At 39.6% G+C, this 18,427-nt stretch carries 18 protein-coding genes and 1 pseudogene; 15 read left to right on the top strand and 4 right to left on the bottom strand.

What is annotated here, in order from left to right; genetic code table 11:
- Positions 1–165 precede the first annotated feature (165 nt).
- The 3 genes from PAARA_RS20730 (at position 166) to PAARA_RS05995 (ending at position 1,438) form a co-directional block, all read left to right on the top strand.
- Positions 166–504: a transposase gene (locus tag PAARA_RS20730; protein WP_209438163.1), complete on the top strand. Its 339-nt coding sequence runs from the start codon at positions 166–168 to the stop codon at positions 502–504.
- 18 nt (positions 505–522) lie between these two features.
- On the top strand, positions 523–678 hold the full coding sequence (locus PAARA_RS20725; protein WP_157066155.1) for a hypothetical protein: 156 nt from the start codon (positions 523–525) through the stop codon (positions 676–678).
- Positions 679–1,018: 340 nt separating this feature from the next.
- Positions 1,019–1,438 carry a hypothetical protein gene (locus tag PAARA_RS05995; protein WP_062568140.1) on the top strand — a complete coding sequence of 140 codons (420 nt, stop codon included), beginning with the start codon at positions 1,019–1,021 and terminating at the stop codon, positions 1,436–1,438.
- A gap of 190 nt (positions 1,439–1,628) precedes the next feature.
- Here PAARA_RS05995 and PAARA_RS20885 read toward each other — a convergent pair whose 3' ends face one another.
- Entirely contained in the window at positions 1,629–1,760 is a 132-nt protein-coding gene (locus PAARA_RS20885; RefSeq protein WP_276325279.1) for a hypothetical protein, read from the bottom strand.
- A gap of 32 nt (positions 1,761–1,792) precedes the next feature.
- Between PAARA_RS20885 and PAARA_RS05985 the strand changes: the two genes are divergently transcribed.
- From PAARA_RS05985 to PAARA_RS05950, 10 genes and pseudogenes are all read left to right on the top strand, one after another.
- The gene (locus PAARA_RS05985; RefSeq protein WP_157066169.1) at positions 1,793–2,161 is read left to right on the top strand and encodes a hypothetical protein; all 369 of its coding nucleotides are present in this window, start codon (positions 1,793–1,795) and stop codon (positions 2,159–2,161) included.
- A gap of 149 nt (positions 2,162–2,310) precedes the next feature.
- Positions 2,311–2,760, top strand: coding sequence for a hypothetical protein (locus tag PAARA_RS05980; protein ID WP_245219897.1), 450 nt, complete (start codon positions 2,311–2,313; stop codon positions 2,758–2,760).
- Between the two features lie 303 nt (positions 2,761–3,063).
- A pseudogene (locus PAARA_RS20980) lies at positions 3,064–3,138 on the top strand (hypothetical protein); the annotation flags it as partial.
- 51 nt (positions 3,139–3,189) lie between these two features.
- On the top strand, positions 3,190–3,621 hold the full coding sequence (locus PAARA_RS20660; RefSeq protein WP_062568137.1) for a hypothetical protein: 432 nt from the start codon (positions 3,190–3,192) through the stop codon (positions 3,619–3,621).
- A gap of 2 nt (positions 3,622–3,623) precedes the next feature.
- Entirely contained in the window at positions 3,624–3,998 is a 375-nt protein-coding gene (locus PAARA_RS05970; RefSeq protein ID WP_062568136.1) for a DUF4279 domain-containing protein, read from the top strand.
- Between the two features lie 56 nt (positions 3,999–4,054).
- On the top strand, positions 4,055–4,645 hold the full coding sequence (locus PAARA_RS05965) for a DUF3997 domain-containing protein (protein ID WP_167346336.1): 591 nt from the start codon (positions 4,055–4,057) through the stop codon (positions 4,643–4,645).
- A 309-nt stretch (positions 4,646–4,954) separates the two neighbouring features.
- A complete protein-coding gene (locus tag PAARA_RS20975) occupies positions 4,955–5,125 on the top strand; it encodes a colicin E5-related ribonuclease (RefSeq protein ID WP_157066175.1) in 171 nt (56 codons plus the stop codon).
- A gap of 23 nt (positions 5,126–5,148) precedes the next feature.
- Entirely contained in the window at positions 5,149–5,457 is a 309-nt protein-coding gene (locus tag PAARA_RS05960) for a hypothetical protein (RefSeq protein WP_062568134.1), read from the top strand.
- A 215-nt stretch (positions 5,458–5,672) separates the two neighbouring features.
- Complete coding sequence (locus PAARA_RS05955; protein ID WP_062568133.1) at positions 5,673–6,182, top strand: hypothetical protein; 510 nt, start codon at positions 5,673–5,675, stop codon at positions 6,180–6,182.
- 3 nt (positions 6,183–6,185) lie between these two features.
- Entirely contained in the window at positions 6,186–6,527 is a 342-nt protein-coding gene (locus tag PAARA_RS05950) for a DUF6559 family protein (protein WP_062568132.1), read from the top strand.
- 95 nt (positions 6,528–6,622) lie between these two features.
- Here PAARA_RS05950 and PAARA_RS05945 read toward each other — a convergent pair whose 3' ends face one another.
- On the bottom strand, positions 6,623–9,838 hold the full coding sequence (locus PAARA_RS05945) for a TonB-dependent receptor (protein WP_062568131.1): 3,216 nt from the start codon (positions 9,836–9,838) through the stop codon (positions 6,623–6,625).
- Positions 9,839–10,291: 453 nt separating this feature from the next.
- On the opposite strand from PAARA_RS05945, the gene PAARA_RS05940 reads away from it, so the two are divergent.
- Both PAARA_RS05940 and PAARA_RS05935 read left to right on the top strand, forming a co-directional pair.
- Positions 10,292–12,202, top strand: a complete 1,911-nt coding sequence (locus PAARA_RS05940; RefSeq protein WP_062568130.1) for a methyl-accepting chemotaxis protein — start codon at positions 10,292–10,294, stop codon at positions 12,200–12,202.
- A gap of 311 nt (positions 12,203–12,513) precedes the next feature.
- On the top strand, positions 12,514–14,115 hold the full coding sequence (locus tag PAARA_RS05935; protein ID WP_062568129.1) for an amidase: 1,602 nt from the start codon (positions 12,514–12,516) through the stop codon (positions 14,113–14,115).
- A 60-nt stretch (positions 14,116–14,175) separates the two neighbouring features.
- On the opposite strand, the gene PAARA_RS05930 is transcribed toward PAARA_RS05935, so the two are convergent.
- A complete protein-coding gene (locus PAARA_RS05930) occupies positions 14,176–17,247 on the bottom strand; it encodes an efflux RND transporter permease subunit (RefSeq protein WP_062568128.1) in 3,072 nt (1,023 codons plus the stop codon).
- Positions 17,247–18,332, bottom strand: a complete 1,086-nt coding sequence (locus tag PAARA_RS05925) for an efflux RND transporter periplasmic adaptor subunit (RefSeq protein ID WP_062568127.1) — start codon at positions 18,330–18,332, stop codon at positions 17,247–17,249. The genes PAARA_RS05930 and PAARA_RS05925 overlap by 1 nt, the downstream gene beginning before the upstream one ends.
- Positions 18,333–18,427: the final 95 nt, after the last annotated feature.

Raw genomic sequence — 18,427 nt, 5'->3', positions numbered from 1 at the left:
AAAGCAAAAGGGTCAGGTCTTTCTTTTTGCCTTTTCGTTAATTAAGGCCTAATTTTAGTTATTAATTTACCAATATTGATAGGTGAAAGGATGGCTAGGCCGCTACGATTAGAGTTCGCAGGAGCTTTGTACCATGTAACGTCGCGAGGGAATGAATGAAAGCCAATTTATTTAGATGAAGCTGACTTAGATGGATTCTTAAAGATTTTAGGTGACGTATGCGAGCGTTATAACTGGGTTATTCATTCATTTTGCTTAATGAGTAATCATTACCACCTATTAGTTGAAACTCCTGATGCAAATTTAAGTAAAGGGATGCGCCAATTAAACGGGGTATATACACAATGGTTTAATAGAAGTCATCAACATGTTGGGCATTTATTTCAGGGGCGCTATAAGGCTATTTTGGTTGATAAGGATGCTTACTTATTAGAGTTGAACAGGTATATTGTTTTAAATCCAATTAGAGCAAAGATGGTAGATAGCTTATCGGATTGGCCTTGAAGTAGCTGGCACTTTACGATGGGTCAAGCACACTTTCCAGCATGGCTTGAAATCGACAAAATGTTACTCCAATTTGGAAAATTTAAAGCGATAGCAAGGCGAAAATTTGCGTTATTTGTCGAGCAAGGAAAAGGCGTGGATCCTTGGACTGATATATCGAGTCAAGTTTTTTAGGTGACGATGAATTTGTTAAAGAGCACTTAGCGTTACTTTAAGAGCAAGAAGGTGATTTATGTGAAGTCCCCCTTAAACAAAGGCGAAACCAGTCATTGCCATTAGCTGAATACGCTCAGCAATTTGATAATCGAAATGAAGCAATAAAAGCCGCTTATGCATCTGGGGGATATACTTAGAAATAGGTGGGTGATTATTTTCAATTACACTATTCGCGTGTAAGTAAGATTGTGGCAAAAGGCAAGACCTGCCCCCCTTGGTTCCGTAAGCTTTAAGTTAAAAATAGGAAACAAGAGCTTTAAAGGGATTTCGGATGTTTATAGCATTAAGGATCAAATTAATGACTATTGTGATCAATGTTGGGGAGGCTGGTAAGATGTTAAAGTTTTTCTATTTATTCTTATTTTCAATTGCTTTAAAGGCACAAGCGATGAATAAAGATTGCGATGCTTTGATTGAATTATCAAAAATAATGACGGGACAGATTACAAGCCTCATACTTTATGATTGGATTAACATTGATAATGCAAAGCAAGTAACTTTCGTAATTCATTCTTTAGCTTCTGATTTGAACTTAACCGAAAGAGTTGTTGATACAGATAAGTTAATTGTTGAAAGGTTTCAGACTGATTATGCTGGAAATATTTCAAAAGAGTTAGTAACGCTATCTAAAGATGAATTCTATTTACGAATAAAACTTGTTAAAGATTATGTTGATAAAAATAAAAAATTTCCAATAATGCCATTGAATATTAAGTAAACATAGTAAATTTAAAATACAAGGGGCGCTGTTAGTTGAGAGCTACTCTGACTAGATTACTTGTTATATTTTTGAATCCAAAGCCTCGCATTCGTTGGGCTTTGTTTATATGGCTTTGGTGGCATGGGTTTGTTTTCAGTGAGCAACGCCTCAATGAAAATCCGTTTGGTGCCAAATTTAACTGATTTATTTACTCAGGTGAAAAGCCGTGGCGAAGTAGTTCGAAGTCAATTATTTGCACTTGAGCCTTTTGGCCTTCGCCAATCAATTTATAGCAACTGCCACTCGCGGTAATGATTAATCGTTTGTTAGGAATAATCATTTCAATCTTTGATGTACAGATATAGCTTACCAGTGAAAAGAGGTAGGTCTCATCTTTTCACGTACTACTACAGCTCTAGCAAACAGCTTGACTATGTAACAGGAAGTAAAAGCTACGATTTTAGTTACGATGACAAAGGCAACGTTACAGACAATGGCAAACGAGGGTTTGTTTATAATACAGCAGATCAGCTGGTAGAGAGTGATGGTTACTCCTATACGTATGATGGCAATAATAAGCGGGTAAAAGAAGTCGGCTCGACAGGCATAAGCTATTCGTTTTATGCAAGTAATGGTAAGTTAATGTACCGCCAAGTAAATGGTGAGCATGTAGATTATTACTATTTAGGTGGAAAGCTGATTGCGGAGAAAAAAGGGGATGGCAGTCATGCAAGGAGCTAAAACTCTTTACCCAAGGATGAGAGTGGGGACATCAGTTGGTAAGCCGAAGGTTAAAGTTAATAAAGATGGGCAGTATATTGTCGACTAGTACACACGTTTATTACAACCGTATAGCACTGTTGCATATATTATTTTTAGTAGTGCTATACGTGATTGTTGATGGTTTTATAATTAACTATGGTACAGATCAAAGTGCTTTCTCTAAGGGGTTTTACTCAAAGATTGTGCTGAGCATTCTGTATTTGATAGGTAGTAAGGATAAAAGTACTATCAAGCGAACTGATAATTCAATTGATGCTGCATTTCATTTTTCAGTATTTGTACTGTGCATTTGGATGGGGGTAGCAAGTTTTGTGCTGGAAGGCGTCAGTATCAGTCGGATTGTAGGTATCTTTTTAATCTTTGGGGGTCTTGCAGCATTTAACTTGATTGATGAGCTTTTAAAAGTTATTAGATCAAAAGTGACATCACCATCCATTCTATCGTATGCCACAGAGGCCGCATTAAAAATATTGTTATTTTCAGTATTTTGCTTAGCACTTTTTTTCTTAACAGTGGGTGAATGGGTTTGGGAACTAAAGCCTTTTTATGAATGGTAAGGATCATATAATTTTGCCCTAGCTTTTAGTTCTCTAAAATCATTTCAAATTCTCAGTTCAAGGAGTGAACAATACGGTTAGTAAGGAAGTAGTAAATCAGTTTGTCAGAAATGCGATTTTTGACAATTTATTTTAAGTCCAAAGCCTCGTACTCGCGGGGCTTTATTTTTCTGGTTTGTTGATATTAAAACTCTAATTTAAAAAAATATTGTGTTTGAGGATCATTGTTCAATAGTTGGCTGTAAATTTATGGGATCGTAGTTCGTACTAATTTATATGCAAGCTCGATAATATGATCCAGTCATAGGTCGTTTTTATTCGAATGATCCTGTTGATGCCGCAACATTTCTTAGTCAAGGGAATATCCATGGGTTTAATAGGTACGCATACGCAAACAACAACCCTTATAAATATATAGACCCTGATGGTATGGCGGCGGAAAGCTACCTCAATCGCCCTATGGGTGTTTCTATCAAGCAACATCAAAAAGCAATGTCTAAAGCAGGTCGTTTTGCAATCACCAGAAACCCAACAGGAATGGTTATAGGTACTGCTGTTAGCATCATTGGAGTGTTTAATGAGTCTGCTAATTCTGAAAATAAAGGGCAAACTAAACCACAAGTTGGTGATTGGCCCACTTGCGGTGGTGATACTTCTAATAAACCAGGTAAAATAGACAAAGCGCATGGTTTGAAGCCAAAGGAAGTAAAAGATGCAATTCATGGCGTTAAAGGAAATGCAAATTTATCAAATAACCCAGACGTCGAAGTTTGCAATAATTGTGGAGAAGTGTTCCCTCAAACTGAAGACGGTGGTTTAGGTGATAGTATTGGTAATATTGAAGATGAAAAAGGAAACTAGTTATGCTTGAATGCAAAGCTACCTTACGGATTAAATCTGATAAATTGTCTTTAGAAGAAATCTGTACTGTAATGGGAGAGCCATCAAAAGGGTTTACAAAAGGACAGGAATTTGGAAAAGCCAAAAGATCGAGACCACATACTCAGTGGAACCTAGAAATTGATTTGGGTAACGAGAATATGCAGGATTGCTTAATGAAAATTTTGGAGATTTACAATGCAAGCGAACTCGGTTCTATCCGTTCGATGTGCGATGTGGATGTTTTCTGTATGTTAAGTTCTGATAATGGACAAGGAAGCTTTATTCTTGATAATAGAATTTATCAAAAGATGAACAATGCTGGCCTAACAGTTGTTTTTGACTTTTATTCAGATTAAGTTTGTTAGGATAAGTTTCCAAAGTATTTTAATGCCATGCCATGCCATGCCATGCCATGCCTCGCACTCGCGGGGCTCTTTTTTCTGGCTCAGGTGGCTGGGTGATTGTATTCAATCGTTACCTAATGAAGTTTATTACCAAAGTTGAGGTTCATTTTCCTAATTTGCTAGGGGCTGAAGGTAAAAATATGAAAATAAAATTAACTTTACTTTTAACCTTTATGGTCGGTTTTTTAACTGCTTGTGGTCAAGATAGAGCGAACTCAAACATAAAGTTTGTTGATGCTGATAAGGATCACCAATATTTTGTTAATAAAATAAAAAATACAGTTATTATTCCTGATCAAGTTGTTGATGTAGTAGAGGAAAAAGGCTTCCTTTTGGTGCTGAGAATGGTCGCTGAAAGCATTGATTGTTATAATAAAAGCGGAATTCCCACTATAATTACACACTATTCTGAATCAAAAGAGTATTGGATTATCAATTTAAACAGTGATCAAGTTGATGGTCCATTTGATGAAGATGCATTTAAGCATCAACTTGAAAAGGCTAGTTTATTGGATATTAACTTGAAAGTTCCACAAAATTACCGAGCTAATACTGAATATTTTAACAAAGAAAAATCAGCTTGCTATAGAGTTGAATAGCACATTTGTACTTTAAATCCAAAGCCTCGCAGTCGCGGGGCTTTATTTTTTCTGGAGGAGCTGGCTTGGGCTTTTGTTTCAAGTGAACAGTGGCTCAATGAAAAAATCCGATTGGTGTGATAGATCATGCTAATACAGAAAATGGCATTGTTCATGGTTTCAATCGATATGCTTAGGCAAATAATAACCCGTACAAATTTACCAACCCAGATGGTGAATCTCACAAGGCATTTTTAACCCAATAACGGTTGGTGTTATTGCTACGGGCTTTGCTCTTTCTCTAGTAGATGTAGAGGGGTACTTGAGTCAATTGCTAAAAATACTGTTGATGCTATAAGTTCTTTTAATGAGTCTGGCGAAAGTGACCCTGCCTCTGTGTATGGTACTAAAGATGGTGGGCACGTTGTGGTGAATGACAATACAAGCGAGGTTACTCATATCAGTGATAAAAGTGACCCTAATAGGATTCTTAATAGCTGAATCAAATGGAAAGGGGAACAATAATGTTTGATAGAAATATTAGGTACTCAAAATGTTCGGATTTTTTTGATTTACAGGGAAATAATGTAATGAAGTTGACTACTGAGGCTGCTAAAGACGTTTGTAGATATAGCTATGAAAAAAGTTATATTGTTTCTAGAATCGAAGGTGGTATCTGGCACAATCCCGAGTTTGAAATGAGACTTGATTGTATCTGGGATAGAGTTGAAGAACTTAACACATCACCTGAATTGACAAGCAAAAAAGCAATTGATTTTATAGAAGAATCCAGCGAACACGATGTGTTTATTGTTTCTTTACAACCAATTTGACACTTTTGCTTTATCTGGTTATGGAGCTTGGGATTTTGTTTTCAATAAACAATGGCTCAATGAAAAACCACTTGGTGCCAAATTCAATTGGATGATCTGCTCAGTGCTCTTCTCCTCAAACTACTTGAGAAATTGATTAGACAACAAACAACTTAAACACATGTATAAAATTTTTATTTATTATAAAAATGTAAGTTCAGGTAAGGTTAGCATTAATGAAAGCGTTGATACAAAGTGCAGCTTTAAATTTAGTGGTGTTAATGATTAGTGCGTTTGTACTTTCATTTTTAATATTTAATTGGTTTAACTCTCTATTATTTGCTTCCTTATTTTTTATTGGTTTTTGTGGGCTGGTTTACTTTTATCCAAAAGGTGGCCGAAAAGTGAGGCAGGTTGCTGTCGATAAGATCGCAACTCAACTGATTGTCCAGAAGGAAATAAAGCCATTTTCATGTATGTCTAATTGGCTCAAAGGGGTCGGAGTTTTGTCAGATACTAATCAACCCATGTGGGTTAGTGTAAATGATGAAGGAATATTATTATATTTTCTTTGCTATCGGAAAAAACCGCCTGTTTTATTGCCTTGGGATAATATCTTCAGTATTAAACTGGCAGAAAAAAATGGGGTTAGTTATGCAAACTTATCTATAAACCACTTCAATGATAATTTTTCTATTCCATGGCAAAAAAGTTTTTATATACCAGAATATGTGAAAAAGAGTTAAGCAATGTATTTCAATTATTTTAAAAAAAAGGCGATAAAACAATATTTGATAAAGCTACCAAAACTTCTGAAAAAAGATTATGGGAGCTTTAATGGTTGCACCCCAAGTCAAATAGAAGCAACAATAACCAGACATAAGTTGAATCAAAAATACTCGTATCTTGCTTGTTTTATGTTTGTTGATAGGCAGTCATTTGAGTCTAGTAGGTTTGGAACTCAATACGATTATCAAGAAATTGAAAAAGAATATGTGAGTAGTTCTCCTAGTTCAAATTCTATGTTGAGTAACAGTGTTGATTTCATAGGGGGAGACGGGGGAAATGATTTGGGAGGAAGTGGAGATTAAAAGCACATCGACCGGTATGTGTAATTCCATAAGTTTGCTTAAAACTTTTATAATTTAAAAGCCCATCTAATCAATACCAGATGGGCTAACATTAATTAAAAAGTAGCTCGTACGCTAAGTGCGTACATACGGTCAGTCGTAAAGCTTAGGGCATCTGTGCGGGTGCCTGCTTGGTCCATTTGATATTCTGTTTTAGTTTCTGTGTCGAGTAAATTACTTGCTTCGAAACCAATTTTCCAATGTTCATTCAGCGTGTAGTAAATACTCGCATCCATCATGCCTGCTGGTTTTACATAGGCTGGCACGTACTCTTCTGACTCTCTTAAGGTCAACAGGTATTCTGAGCGCCAAGTATAAGCTAAACGAAACGAAATGTTTTCGTACTCGTACATACCGACAATATTCATGTTTTGGTCTGAATAGCCTTGAAGTGGCAAACCACTAAATACACGGAATGTATTTCGGTTGTCAGTGATTGGGTTACCGCTTTCATCAAACCCGAGTGTGCCGGTCGATACTTCATTGGGATCTTCTAAGCCGTTTTGGTCGATGTAGGTGTAGTTAAATTGTAAACCAAGTCCGCTCCATGCACCTGGCAGCATATCGTAAAATTGAGAGTAAGCGAATTCAGCACCACGAATAGTACCTGAACCTGTATTGGCTGGTCCGTAGGCCGAAATTGCATAGTCTTCACCATTGAAGTTTGCATTTAAATCAAATGCACGGCTGCGAATTATGTCGTCGAGTCGTTTATGGAATAAACCAACAGTAACGTAACCGGCAGGGGCAAAATACCACTCAGCAGAAAGGTCTGTATTGATTGACTTTTCAGGTTTTAAATTGGGATTGCCAGATAGGGCTGTCAGTTCAATATCATCCAAAGCTACAACAGGATTATTAACTTCGTCATAATCAGCGCCAGGGGTTTGTAAGCGGCGAGTATAATCAAGGTTTACGATGTTTATATTTCGGGTATCAATCAGGTTGGGAAAGTAAAGTGCTTTAGAGGCACCAAAACGAATAACCACATCATCTGTTAATGCCACGCTAAAGTTAAAACTTGGTAGAACGGTACTGTAATCAGTGCCTTCGACTGTATTTAAAGTAGACTCCCCAGTTGCAATATCGTAGTAGCGTTTATATTCAGGTTGTTGCATTACTTCATTTAGTGAGGTGCCAGGCTCGCCACGCTTTATTTCCATGGGTTGTACAAATGCACCGGTTGACTCTAATTGGTAGTTCACGTAACGCAGGCCTACATTACCTACAACAGGTAGGTCTTGAACGAGAAAATCAAAGTCTGCACGCACATAAAACTCGCTACGTTTTTCATTGGTTGAGCTAATATTATGAGCTGCAAACGGACCTTCAACACGGTTAGGTTTGTCTTCATAAGGCACATAGGTGCCACTGCAAACACCGTTATTGGCTGCGCTATTGGTAGCATTATGCCAACCATCTTGGCAGCCTTGACGAAGTGAGTCAGCGTAATTTTTTACCAGATCCATACTAGGGAAAAGGAAGCTATTCACATCGCCTTGCAGTACTTGGCCATGATAATAGTCAGAGAAATCAACACGCTCGAACAGTTCGGGGCGGTTAATAGCTGCTGCAGCATTTCGGTCTGCTTGTATCCATGGCGTGCCGATTGCCGACCAGCCTTCATAAGCAGTATCGCGTACCGTTAGGTCTTTATCTGAGTAATAGGCACCAGCTTGCACACTGGTAAAGCTACCATCAAGTTCGTATTTAAAATCTAATTTATAGCTGTTTGCTTTAGCGGTATTGTGCTCTTCTTGCTCCATACCACTTCCTAGAAAAGTATTCGGAACGGGTCCGTCCCAATCTTCATTGGGTGACCAGCCCGCAGTTAAAATATTATTACTTAAAAATTCAACGCTTGGTCTTGAGCCTCGTGTATCAAGGTAATAAGGAAGTACCGCATGAACATGATTACCGCGAGTTTGTGCCGACATACTGTAGTTATGAACTACTTTTTCAGAATCGACGTGCTGGTAATCAAACTCCATGCTTAATCTGTCTGTTGGTTTGAGCTTTAAATTAAATGAAGTATCTTCAACGGTATTTTCATTATGGTTCCAGCGACTACGGTAAAAGAATGGGGTTTCAGGGCTAACACCAAGTACAACTCCCGACGTAACAAAGTTATCGTCTACCGTGAGTGGGTAGCCATTCTCGCTATCATCTTGCCAGTTTTGAGAAGATCCCATGAAGCCTTTAAAACCTTGTGCGGCCTGACCCAATTGTCTTTCATTCCATTCTAAAGAAGCTTTTGAACGAATATGCTCAACGGTTGCAATAATCGTGTCATCACTATTTGCCCATTGAAAGGAGGTTGTTAAGCCTTTTCTTTTGCGATCATTTTCTGCTGTGCTCATATGAATAGCTACCGGTACATGCCACGTGCTAGCAGCAGGTTGTCCTGGCAGTGCAGGGCCATCTACGGGTGAATTTGGATCAACCCCCGTAATACCACCCCACTGGTCAAGAGTAGGTACAAATGAGTCACCACGAGAGTGGTAGTTTCCTAAGCCAACACCGTCACCACGGGTTTTATATTCACTCGATGAAGCCGCAATTAAGAAACCAAATTTACCTGCCTGTGTTTCCCAGTTATCTGAAAATAGCGCAGAGAAAGAGGGCGTGGTTTCTTCTCTAAAATCGCCATAATTTGCTTTGGCATTAAATGATATTAACTGATCTGTAGAATCAAAAGGTTTTCTGGTAATGAGGTTTACGGTACCCGCAACGCCACCTGCTGTTAGGTCGGCGGTTTGATTTTTTACAACTTCCACTGCGCCTAATAACTCCGCAGGAAAGTCTTCATAGCTTAGCCCGCCAGAAGAGTTCGCGCTAAATGCATCTCTGCCATTGACCTCAGAACGAACACGGTCTAGGCCACGAACAAGTACGCCAGTTCCTTCATCAGCATAATGTTTAGGATCGTCTGAAGACGCAAATCGTTCGATGGTTACCCCAGGAACACGCTGTAATGCTTCTGTAACCGATTTGTCAGGTAGCGCGCCAATATCCGACGCGGTTATGACATCTTTAACTGTATCTGCGTAACGTTTAAGGTTTTGCGCACTAAAAATGCTTCCCTTGATACCAGAAACCTCTATTACTTCCATTTGCTCATCTTTTTCATTAATGACATCGCTGTCATTTTGTGGCGCGTTTTGCGCAAAAACAGACAATGAGCTCAGGCTCAATAGAGCGGTAGAAACGGCAAGGCTAAGCTTGGTGCGCTTATTACAGTAAGTAGTTATGTTATTCTGAAATGCCGACATGTTTATAGTCCTTTGATTTTTATTATATTTACTTTGTTGCACGGTAACGATTTTAGGCATAACTACAGACTATGCCTGTCTGTGAAAAAAAATGCGATACTAAGTAACATTTTTTTTATATTCACCTGTTAATTTTTAACATAAATTTCAAAAAAGTAAATGTTGTGGTCGTAATTTCTTATTAGGCACTCGATTTTCGAATAAAAAATAAACTTCTCAGAGCGAGATCATTTAAAAGAGCATTGTTATCAGTTGCTTAGTTTTATGGGATGAATATAGCTGGAAATGACTATATGGTTTTTATAAATAAAGGGTCTGCTGCTGGTTAATATGCGAGTTCCTTTTTTGGGCTATTTTCTAATGAAAACATAGTTTTATTGAAATTCTTGTCATTTTTTTATCAATCTTTGTTTATAATATTTTCGTACTGAATTTATTGATGGATACGAAAAATTGACTATTAAACAAAAACTTTATGCAATGTTTGCCGCTGTGTTGTTTTTAATGTTGGGGTTGGGGGTGTACGCTTCATTTTCATTAAAATCTCAAGCAACACAAACAGACATCATGTTAAATCTCACATTTGCTGATGCAAGTTTATATACATCACGATTGGCTCAAGCTGATTATATGATTCAGGAAAACCCTGATTTCACCAAAAAAGTATTGAGCGAAGCGCAAGAAGCAATTAGCACATTGAATGCGGCTAAAAGCCAAATGGCAGTTGAGCAGAGTGTGACTCAAGTCAATACAATAAAACAGGGAATTAACGATTTCACGCAATTGTTTGAACGTTTCGTATCTGCTAAGAAAAAACAAATCAATGCGCGCGATGAGGTTAATCAAGCAGCTCATTCTGTCATCAATGGCATAGACGAGACGCTAAACAGCATTGAGCAATACTTTTCAACCAATCAATCCGATTTTTCGGAGTTTGGTCGTTTTTTAAAAGCCAAGCAAGTACGGGACGATTTTGCGGAAATTCGTGTCAATGTGTGGCGTTATAATACTGCGCCTACTCAGCAACTAGAGAGTGATATTTCTAATCAAATTAGCCAACTTAAAAGTAATGTTAATAGTTTAAAGAAAATAATGCTTGCTGCCAGTACACAAGCCTTACTCAATGACTTATTAGATGATATAACTCACTATTATCAAGTGTTTAAATCGACGGTTGCTACTTACGATGAATTAAATGCTATTCAAGCTGAGATGTTACGTGTTGCTAACAGCGCTTCAGAGGCAGCATCAAAACTTGTTGAAGAAGAACAAGTGATTGCCAGTGAGCGAGAAAACGCCGTGCAGTTAATAATGGCTATAGTTGTGATGATTGCGTTTGCCATTGCGATTTCCGTTGGCTGGTGGATTATTCGCAGTATTATGGGGCCGTTAAATCTGTCTATTGATTTTGCATCTCATATAGCGAAGGGTGATTTGAGCCAAACTATTCAGGTTACAGGCAGCGATGAGTTTAGCCAGTTAAATAGCGCGTTAAGCGAATCGGCGAATGCGTTACGTAATGTTGTAGATCAAGTTGTTCAAGTCACCAAAGAAATAGAAGCATCAAGTTGTCAAATAACGAATTCAGTATCGGGCGCAACAGATTCTGTTTCTCAACAGCAACTCGAAACAGACATGGTCGCAACTGCTATAAACGAAATGGCTGCAGCCGCGTTACAAATTGCACAAAGTGCAAGTGGCGCCTCACAAACAAGCCACAATGCAGAAGAGGGCGTAGAACAGTCTAAAGCAGTGGTGGGTCAAACCGATGTTGCAATGAGTGAGCTTGCGGATGCGTTATTAAATGCGATGGAAGTAGTCACAAGCTTAAGCTCAAATACAGCTAACATTGAAGGGATATTAGATGTGATCCGCAATATAGCAGATCAAACCAATCTACTTGCCTTGAATGCAGCCATTGAAGCGGCCCGTGCCGGTGAGCAGGGGCGTGGTTTTGCCGTGGTTGCTGACGAGGTACGCACGCTGGCACAGCGCACTCAAGACTCTATTAGCGAGATCACCAACATTATCGAAGCAATCAAGCTTGGTGCTGACAATGTCGTTGATGTTATGAAAACATCAAATGAAAAAGGGCAAATGGTTGCAGCTTTAACAAATGATTCGACCGCATCACTTGAGAAAATTGTGTATTCGATTAACGATATCGTTGAGGCCAACAATCAAGTTGCGGTAGGGGCTGAAGAGCAGTCATCTGTTGCCGCAGAAGTCGATGCGAATGTTGTGAAAATAAAGGCGCTTGCGGATGATAACGCATCGAGCTTAAGTGATATCAGCAAACAAACGCGACTACTTGAAAATCAAACACAAGCTATGGTTAAACTTATAAGTTTCTTTAAGGTTTAAGCCTACTAAAAATGGAGCAATGCTGGGTGTCTCTAGCATTGCCCCAATTCAGCATATTTTAGCATAACAGCCCACACCCATTCGTTATTTACTTTTCGATATTTAAAGCCTTAAAACTAGCGCCCTTCATTCTAATCAGGGTAGACTATAAATCGGTACTGATACTAATCTGCAAAAATACTTAATCATTTTAGAGGGTTAATTTGACGCTCACTGCGTTAAAAGTTGTAGATTGCTCTTGCGTAGAAGTAGAACAATGCAGCAGTAATTGCCAGAACAACCCTATAAAAATTATAAAAAAGGGGCAAAAAATGTACACAGGAAAAAACACGTTTAGGCGCATGCTCGTAAAGTTAACATTGGGCGTATCTTTAATGACAATGTGTTTGAGTTTTAAATTATCAGCAAACGAAAACACATCCGTTACAGAGCAAAAGTCTCAAGCGATAAAAGAAATTGTTCAACAAAGTACTATTCCACAACTCATTCAAGCGATGAAAGCTAATCAGCTAACTTCAACTGAATTAACACAGTTTTTTATTCAGCAAGTAGAGACACTTAATCCGCAACTCAATGCAGTGATTGCAATGAATCCAAACGCTTTAGCTATTGCAAAGCAACTGGATGAAAAGTTAAGCAAAGGGAAAACACGTGGTCCTCTACACGGCATACCTCTGTTAATAAAAGATAACATTGAAACTAAAGAGATGGCGACAACGGCAGGCTCGTTGGCATTAAAAGATAACTTTACACATAGAGATGCGCCGATTATCGCCAAGCTTAGAAATGCAGGTGCCATTATTTTAGGTAAAACAAACTTAAGCGAATGGGCTAATATGCGTTCTGAGCGTTCATCGTCTGGGTGGAGTGCGATTGGTGGCCAAACACGTAATCCTCATGATTTAAATCGCTCTACATGTGGCTCTAGTTCTGGCTCTGGTGCAGCTGTTGCAGCATTTTTAAGCGTGGCAGCGATTGGCACTGAAACCAATGGCTCAATTACTTGTCCGTCTTCTGCAAATGGGATCGTTGGCATCAAGCCCACAGTGGGTTTGTTAAGTCGCACTGGTATTGTGCCAATTTCACATACGCAAGATACCGCAGGCCCTATGACGCGTTCGGTTATTGATGCAGCTATTTTACTTTCAGTGATGCAAGGTGTTGATGATAAAGACGCTGCAACAAAAATAGCCAAAGAGCGCATGAACGATGACTATATGCCTGAAACTTCAAAACATTCTCTAAAAGGAAAACGCTTAGGCGTGCTTTATGCTGCGCCACTCGCTCATGAGCACGTTGAGTTACTTTTCAATAAGACTAAAAAGGTACTTGAAAAAGAGGGAGCTGTATTAGTCGAAGGCTTATCGACAGAGCCTTATGCTAATTTTTATCAAGATAGCTATGATGTATTGCTGTATGAATTCAAAGCGACGTTAAACGACTACCTCGCTCAATTACCAAATGAGTACAATACACTGACACTGAAAAAATTAATCGAATTTAATCAAACACACGCAGCCCACGAAATGCCTTATTTCCAACAAGAGATCTTTGAGAAGTCTCAGAAAAAAGCCAAGTTAACTGACCCAAGTTACATAAAGGCATTGCAAAATGTTCACCAAGCGACCAGAGAAGACGGTCTAGATAAAATGCTCAAGGAGCATGACCTTGATGCCATTATTACCGTTACTCTAACCCCTGCTTGGTCAATAGATCGCATTAATGGCGATCACTTTACTGGCAGCTTTTCTAGTTATCCTGCTGTTTCGGGGTACCCTCACTTAACTCTGCCCATGGGGAAAGTGCATCATATGCCTGTTGGGCTATCAGTTACAGGTGGCTCATTAAGTGAGAAAGAATTAATAGCGATTGCTTATCGTATAGAGCAGTTAATTGGTTATAAATACTATTAGTTTGTAGAGTAGAGTATCCCTTGAAAACGACTTTTCAAGGGATACTTAAAGCGAGCGTATCTAGCTGCTATGACGCTGTTTAGGCACCTTGATTTTGAACAGCATAGTGTACAGAACAGGCACGACGATAAGCGTGAGTATTGTCGCAAAACCTAGACCAAACATAATGGTTACAGCCATTGATTGGAAGAACACATCAAATAACAGTGGGATCATCCCTAAAATGGTGGTGATTGCAGCCATAGCAACAGGACGAACACGACTCACGCCTGAATCGAATACCGCTTTGTATGGTTCTTTGCCACTATCTAGTTCAATATTTATTTGATCAACCAAGACGATACCATTTTTAATTAACATACCGCTTAAGCTGAGTAAGCCCAGTAGAGCCATAAAGCTAAAAGCCGCATTCATTAGCAATAAGCCTGCGCTGACACCAACAATGGCAAGCGGCACGGTTGCCCAAATGACGAGAGGCTGCTTCACTGAGTTGAATAACAATACAGTAATGGCAAACATAGCTAGGTAGCCAAGAGGCAATGAGCCAAAAATTGCTTTTTGGGCGTCTGTTGATGATTCATATTCACCGCCCCATTGCAGCTCATAACCACGTGGTAAATCAATAGCTTCAATATCTTTACGGACACGGGCGAACAGCTTGGCTGGGGTTTCATCGCCAATAACATCATGATCAGCCATGACTGTAATAGTGCGTTTGCGATCGCGACGCATGATGAGGCTGTCTTCCCACTCAACCACAAAGTCATCAACCACCTGTGTCACTGGCACAAATACACCTAGTACAGGGCTGTAAATTTGTAAGTCACGTAAGCTCTCAACGTTTAAACGCTCTTCCGCAGGTGAGCGAGCAATGATAGGTAGCATTTGTGTGCCATCTTTATAAACACCAACTTGCTTGCCTGATAAGCTGGTGAGTAGTAGCTGGTCTAGATCAGATTTGGCAATACCCAAGCGACGCGCTTTTTGCTCGTTAAACTGTGGGCGGATAAGTTTCGAACGTGCTCGCCAATCATCACGAATATTAAATGCACCTGCATCTTGATGCAGTATATCTTTAGCCTGCTTAGCCAATTGACGAAGTATGACAGGATCAGCACCCGAAAAACGCGCTTCAATCTTAGCGTCAGTCGACGGGCCAATTTCCATACGCTTAACTTTTAGTTGGGCGTCAAGCACATGTTTGTGTTGATAATCTCGCACCTTCTCGATCATGGTTGTAACGGCTTCTCGATCTGTTACGCGAATAATCAATTGCCCATAGGCTGGGTATGATTTTTCAGGTGCGTAGGTCAACATAAAGCGCGGTGCGCCTTGGCCTACCGTGGTGGTGATTTCCTCAACTAGCGGGTCTGCTTGTAAGAATTTTTCAAGCTTAGCAACACCGTCTATCGTACTGCGTATATCAGTACCTTGTGTTTGCCAGTAATCAACATAAAACATCGGTGTGTTTGATGCTGGGAAGAATGATTGCTTTATAAACTTAAAACCAAACACCGCACTGACTAACATCACAACCATAACCAGAAGGGTGGTTTTCCTATAACGCATAGAGGTGTGAAGAACACTTTCATACACATTAAAAATCACGCCTTGGTAGGGGTCTTCGTCATGGTGCGGTTCTTTCTCTTTCGCTTGTTTAAACATTAAATCAGCAAAGAAAGGAGTAAGTGTAATTGCGGTAATCCAACTAAGTAATAATGAAATAAAGAGTACCCAGAAAAGGCTTCCGGCAAATTCACCACTTGCATCTGAGCTTAAACCAATCGGAGCAAATGCAGTAATCGCAATAACCGTTGCACCTAACAAAGGCCATTTTGTTTGATTAACAATATTGGTTGCGGCTTGTAGTTTTGTTTGCCCGCGCTTTAGGTTGATGAGTATGCCTTCGGTGACAACAATTGCATTATCAACCAACATACCGAGCGCAATGATTAACGCACCCAGTGAAATACGCTGCAAATCGATGGCAAATAACTTCATGAATATGAAAGTACCCAGTACGGTCAAAAGCAAAATAACGCCAATTAACACACCACTTTTAAAGCCCATAAAGAGCAGCAGCACGACAATTACAATGGCAACAGCTTCAAGTAAGCTGATAATAAAGCCACTGACAGACTTTTCAACTTCAGCAGGTTGATTATATACACTGTTAATTTCCATACCATGGGGGCGTTGGTATTCTAGAGAAGCTAAGTGCTCATCAATGTTCATGCCTACATCAACAACGTTAACGCCTGAGCTGAAAGACACGCCTACCAATAAAGCCTGTTGTTGATTGTAGCGAATGATGTTGGTGGGGACTTCGGCATATTCACGAAACACGGTTGCTACATCACCTAGGTAAATAAGTTCGTTTTCACCTGGCTTTGAAATAAGCAGGCTTTCAAGCTCTTTAACATCCTTGAATTCACCCGTCGGGTGTAAACGAATTGATTCATCACCCACACGTACTTTACCCGCATTAGAGACGCTATTTTGAGTCTGTAACAGTTGGTAAATACGGTTTGGTGAAATACCCAGCTGGGCAAGTTTACGCGTAGAGATTTCAACCATTACTTGGGCTTGTTGCTCACCGCCTATGGTGACTTTGCTCACACCCTCGACCAGTACCAGTTCGCGCTTTAAATAATCAACGTAATCTTTGAGTTCATCATAAGAATAGCCGTCACCGGTTACGGCGTACATTACACCGTATACATCCCCAAAATCATCCATGATCTTGCTAGGGTATACCCCAGAAGGCATTGACGATGCTTGATCATTAATTTTTCGGCGCAGTTCATCCCAAATTTGACGTAGGTCTTGTTTGCGATAACTACTTTTCATCTCAACGGTTATTTGCGACTTACCAGGAGATGAAATACTTGTTACATAATCAACATAGGGGAGTTGTTGAATGGCATTTTCTATAGGAAAGGTGACCTCTTCTTCAACTTGCTGGGGAGATGCGCCTGGGTATACGGTGATCACCATCGCTTTTTTTAAAGTGAACTCAGGGTCTTCAAGTTGTCCTAAGCCAAAATAGGCCACTGTGCCACCAATTAGCAGAAACAGGGCAAACATCCAGCTTACGACTTTACGTTCAATGGCCAGTGCTGCAAAACTCATTATAAGCCTCGCTCTTTTTGCCATGGACGAACTTTCATACCTTCTTCTAAAAAGTGAACGCCTGCCGCGACAACTGTTTGGCCTTTTTCAATGCCTGAAAGTACTTCAATTCCATCGCGGTGTAATTGCCCGACTTTTACAGCTCGTTTATGTACTTGGCCGCTATTTTCATCAAAAACCCATACATAACTATTCTTTCCTTCAGGCTCTGTAGGCTCAGAGAATACCGCTTCAACTGGCAGTAATGTGTAGGCTGATTGTGAGCTAGTGATTTTGCTTAAATCAATATCTACACGACCTGTCATACCCGCAAGTAGGTTAAAATCTTCTGGCACAGGTAACGAAAATACTACTTTATAGGTTAGCGTAGTCGGGTCGGCTTGGGTATCAAACTCTTTTATTGTCAGCTGATAAGATTTATCTGGATAACCATCAAAGACGACTTCTGGCTGGTATTGCACGTCTTTATCTATACGAGCGATGAGCTTTTCAGGTATTTGAATGACCACATCCATTAAGTCGCGGGTTTCAAGTCGTAGAATATTTTGTTTAGCTTGGATATTCTCAAAGTTTTTCACAAATACTTTTGCGACAGTGCCTGCAAACGGAGCGCGTAATTCACTGTTATCTAGGTTGGTTTTGGCAATTTTCATTGCAGATTCTGCCACTTGTTTATTGGCAGTGGCTTGATCTAACTCTGACTGGCTGGCAATGGAGCGGTCAAATAATTTCTGTACACGTTCAAGTTGCGATTCAGCAAGTTCAAAACGTGCTTTACGCTCTTCATACTGAAGTTCGAAATCTTCTGGATCGAGTTTGGCTAAAAGCTCTCCTTTTTCAACATGTTGACCTGCAAGTGCTGGGAACTCAAGTAACTCTCCGTTAACTCTAAAAGCAAGATAAGAGCCTTGGTTAGCCACAACTTCAGCGGGGAAGCTGCGGATTGCTTGATCTGAGTTACTGTTTATATTGAAAAGTTTAACAGGGCGAACAACTTGTTCAACGTCACTTTGTGCTGCTTGCTCTGTACATGCCGTAAGTAACAAAAACACGCTGCTCATTAATACGGCGGATGCCAATCTCATTGTCTTCTCCATAGATATGAAAGCATAAATTTGATGCAGGATACGCTGCAAAGATATAAAATAAAAATTATTAAATTTTAGAAACATCATTAGTT

The organism is Pseudoalteromonas arabiensis (assembly GCF_001550155.1).
Taxonomy (GTDB): Bacteria; Pseudomonadota; Gammaproteobacteria; order Enterobacterales; family Alteromonadaceae; genus Pseudoalteromonas; species Pseudoalteromonas arabiensis.
This window is presented reverse-complemented; position numbering and strand designations above follow the sequence as displayed.

What these genes read in the sequence shown, in the direction of transcription:
- PAARA_RS05960 (WP_062568134.1), top strand. Translation starts at nt 5,149, where the DNA reads ATGTTTGATAGAAATATTAGGTACTCAAAATGTTCGGATTTTTTTGAT.
- PAARA_RS05945 (WP_062568131.1), bottom strand. Translation starts at nt 9,838, where the DNA reads ATGTCGGCATTTCAGAATAACATAACTACTTACTGTAATAAGCGCACC.
- PAARA_RS05970 (WP_062568136.1), top strand. Translation starts at nt 3,624, where the DNA reads ATGCTTGAATGCAAAGCTACCTTACGGATTAAATCTGATAAATTGTCT.
- PAARA_RS20660 (WP_062568137.1), top strand. Translation starts at nt 3,190, where the DNA reads ATGGCGGCGGAAAGCTACCTCAATCGCCCTATGGGTGTTTCTATCAAG.
- PAARA_RS05930 (WP_062568128.1), bottom strand. Translation starts at nt 17,247, where the DNA reads ATGAGTTTTGCAGCACTGGCCATTGAACGTAAAGTCGTAAGCTGGATG.
- PAARA_RS05965 (WP_167346336.1), top strand. Translation starts at nt 4,055, where the DNA reads ATGCCTCGCACTCGCGGGGCTCTTTTTTCTGGCTCAGGTGGCTGGGTG.
- PAARA_RS05935 (WP_062568129.1), top strand. Translation starts at nt 12,514, where the DNA reads ATGTACACAGGAAAAAACACGTTTAGGCGCATGCTCGTAAAGTTAACA.
- PAARA_RS05950 (WP_062568132.1), top strand. Translation starts at nt 6,186, where the DNA reads ATGTATTTCAATTATTTTAAAAAAAAGGCGATAAAACAATATTTGATA.
- PAARA_RS05955 (WP_062568133.1), top strand. Translation starts at nt 5,673, where the DNA reads ATGAAAGCGTTGATACAAAGTGCAGCTTTAAATTTAGTGGTGTTAATG.
- PAARA_RS20725 (WP_157066155.1), top strand. Translation starts at nt 523, where the DNA reads ATGGGTCAAGCACACTTTCCAGCATGGCTTGAAATCGACAAAATGTTA.
- PAARA_RS20885 (WP_276325279.1), bottom strand. Translation starts at nt 1,760, where the DNA reads ATGATTATTCCTAACAAACGATTAATCATTACCGCGAGTGGCAGTTGC.
- PAARA_RS05925 (WP_062568127.1), bottom strand. Translation starts at nt 18,332, where the DNA reads ATGAGATTGGCATCCGCCGTATTAATGAGCAGCGTGTTTTTGTTACTT.
- PAARA_RS05995 (WP_062568140.1), top strand. Translation starts at nt 1,019, where the DNA reads ATGACTATTGTGATCAATGTTGGGGAGGCTGGTAAGATGTTAAAGTTT.